Annotated in this window: 2 protein-coding genes and 1 pseudogene; 2 read left to right on the forward strand and 1 reads right to left on the reverse strand. The window is 45.9% G+C overall.

Annotated elements, in window-relative coordinates:
* Positions 1–254: 254 nt before the first annotated feature.
* Positions 255–443: pseudogene (locus tag QUA40_RS28230) on the forward strand (response regulator); the annotation flags it as partial.
* Between the two features lie 206 nt (positions 444–649).
* On the opposite strand, the gene QUA40_RS28235 reads toward QUA40_RS28230, so the two are convergent.
* Positions 650–1,612: a glycosyltransferase family 9 protein gene (locus tag QUA40_RS28235; RefSeq protein ID WP_333131954.1), complete on the reverse strand. Its 963-nt coding sequence runs from the start codon at positions 1,610–1,612 to the stop codon at positions 650–652.
* Between the two features lie 169 nt (positions 1,613–1,781).
* Between QUA40_RS28235 and ispD the strand changes: the two genes are divergently transcribed.
* Entirely contained in the window at positions 1,782–2,474 is a 693-nt protein-coding gene (gene ispD / locus QUA40_RS28240) for a 2-C-methyl-D-erythritol 4-phosphate cytidylyltransferase (RefSeq protein ID WP_333131952.1), read from the forward strand.
* The last annotated feature ends 188 nt before the right edge of the window (positions 2,475–2,662 follow it).

A 2,662-nucleotide genomic window follows, 5' to 3' on the forward strand; every position in this document is an offset into this window, starting at 1 on the left:
TAAGGCTTTGACCAATTATCATTGGTTGACTTATTGATGATTTGTTGTAGACCTTTGTCAACCGGATTCCGTATAACGAACGCATAGAGATCGAAATATGGGATTGGGGCAAGCCTTTTGACCTCAAGACCAAGCTGAAAGAAGAATTGCCCGAAAAAACTCTGTTTAGTTGGAACGACCTGGCCTTTACTCTTCACTAAAGCTGTTCTGAAATTTCCAGTTGTCCATTGACAACAACAAGGAACTTTTTTGTGATGATTACTAAGACTACTCCCAAGATTCTCGTTGTGGATGATTACCCATCCATCCGCAATTTAATTCATCGCTTTTTTCATCATAAATATCAAGTATATTTGGCAGCAGATGGCCAGACTGGTTTAGTATTGTTTGAGAAATTAAACCCACTGCTAGTAATTCTCGATTTAAATTTGCCGGATACTACTTTAGAGCTTTAGAGCTTGATCAAAATAGGTAAAAACCGATGGTGAAAGCTGAGGGGGCGGAATGTGGCTGACAGCAGATGATGGATGATTTGGAAGACTAACATCGAGTTTTAGATGCCCGACTTCTTTCCTCGTCCCCCCGGTCTGGAAACCAGCTAAATGTAGGGACACGGCAGTGCCGTGTCCTGACTTAGATATCCTAGTTTTTAGCTGCCCCAAACCTTCTTTAAAACCTCTTGAGGAGAGATGTCTGCCATTTTGCCAGTAGGAGATTTAATGCCCAAAAATCGATCGCTCTTTGGCAGCAATTTTGCAGGTTCAGTCGGGCCGAACAAAGCTATTGTATAAGTTTGAACCGCCACAGCTAAGTGCATCGGCGCACTGTCAGTACATATCATCAAATTAGCAGCAGCAATTGTCGCCGCCAACTTGCCGACATCATCCGGCGAGATAACTTTTACATTCGGACATGACTCGACTAACTTTGTCACGAAGTCTGCATCTTCTGGGCCTTTCACAACAACAACGGGCAAATTCGGCTGCCGCTGCTGACAATCTTCAATTATTTGCTTCCAGTTGTCTGTAGGGTAAATTTTGTCAATACCTTTAGACACAGCTAATTGACTCGAACCGCCGTGAATCAAAATGTAGCCGCTTTCTTTTACGCCCAACCGCTGCTGTTCGGCTTCTGCCCACTGAATGTCCTGTTTTGGTACATTAATTGCCACTGGCGGACAAGGATTTTTAATGTTAAATCCTTGCAGCAAATCGTGGTACATTGAAGCGGCATACTGTTCAGTTTTGAGCGGTACAGCAGCGGTGAGAAATCGAGCGCCGTTGGTTCCCGAATAGCCAACTCTCTTCGGAATGCCAGTCAGCCACAGCAGCAGCCCTACAGTCCACCGCTGGCCTAGGGAAATAACTGCTTCGTATTCGCGATCGCGAATTACGCCCAGTAAATTGCCCAAATCTGCCATAGCGTTGCGGTCTTTGAAATTGTACGTCAAGACTTCTTTGACGGACTTGCAGACTCGGTAAGCGCCCTTCGCCCTCGGTTCCACGATGACATCAATTTGCGCCTCTGGATAAGACTGCTTGAGGTCATCAAGGGTGGGGAAAAATAAAATTTGGTCGCCAATCCCGCCAGGGACAAGTGCTAGTATTCGCATCATAAACGATCGGCTATTATCTATCGAGGTAGCTCTTAGCGATCGGTCTTCAGCTATCAGCTTATAGTATTTCTAGACTTTAAAAGCTACTGGCTGACAGCTAAACAACTGACCCAAAAGTACAGGACGCTCTTAATATATACCTAGTTGGGTTAAGAACGGTTAGTTAATGCACTTATTAATTGCTGCGGCGGGTTCGGGGCGACGGATGGGGAGTCAGCGGAACAAACTGCTGCTGACTTTGCTGAGAAAACCTTTGCTGAGTTGGACTTTGGCTGCTGCTGAAGCTTCGCAGCACATTAGCTGGATTGGCATCATGGGTCAGCCAGAGGATTTTCCTGCTTTTAAAGTAATTCTGAGCGATTTATCTTTGGTTATGCCCGTGGAACTGATTAAAGGAGGCGCCACCAGGCAAGAGTCAGTTTACAACGGTTTGCAGGCTTTGCCGCCAAATGCCGATCGAGTTTTGATTCACGACGGCGCGAGGTGTTTGGCAACTGCTGAATTGTTCGATCGATCTGCCGAGGCCCTCTTGACCTGTCCGGGCTTGATTGTCGCCGTCCCGGTCAAGGATACGATTAAGGTCGTAGATGAGCGTCGGATCGTGCGAGACACCCCAGACAGAAGCAATTTGTGGGCAGCCCAGACTCCCCAAGGATTTGAAGTGAAATTGTTAAAGCAGTGTCACGAAGAAGGGCGACAAAAAGGTTGGGAAGTGACCGACGATGCAGCTTTGTTTGAAAAATGCGGTTTACCAGTCCGAATTGTGGAGGGAGAAGAGACGAATTTGAAAGTCACAACGCCCGTAGATTTAGCACTAGCTGAATTTATTTTGCGACAGAGAACAGATAAGAGCAAATAGAATTTGTTGACTATTTTTAAGAACGGGCAAGATGCCCGTTCCACAATCCATAATTTTATTAATTGTGGAACAGCCATCTTGCCTGTTCCTTTGCACGGGTTCTGGGGCCTGTTCCCTTAGCGGGTGACAAGGCACCTCTAGTCTAAACAGGACAAAGGTTTGAGAGAATGGTAAGGTAAAAAAATAAG

The organism is Microcoleus sp. Pol11C3 (genome assembly GCF_036701485.1).
In the GTDB taxonomy this organism is placed as follows: Bacteria; Cyanobacteriota; Cyanobacteriia; order Cyanobacteriales; family Microcoleaceae; genus Microcoleus.

Excerpts from the sequence above, each read along its gene's own strand:
- QUA40_RS28235 (WP_333131954.1), bottom strand. The coding sequence starts at position 1,612 with ATGCGAATACTAGCACTTGTCCCTGGCGGGATTGGCGACCAAATTTTA.
- ispD (WP_333131952.1), top strand. The coding sequence starts at position 1,782 with ATGCACTTATTAATTGCTGCGGCGGGTTCGGGGCGACGGATGGGGAGT.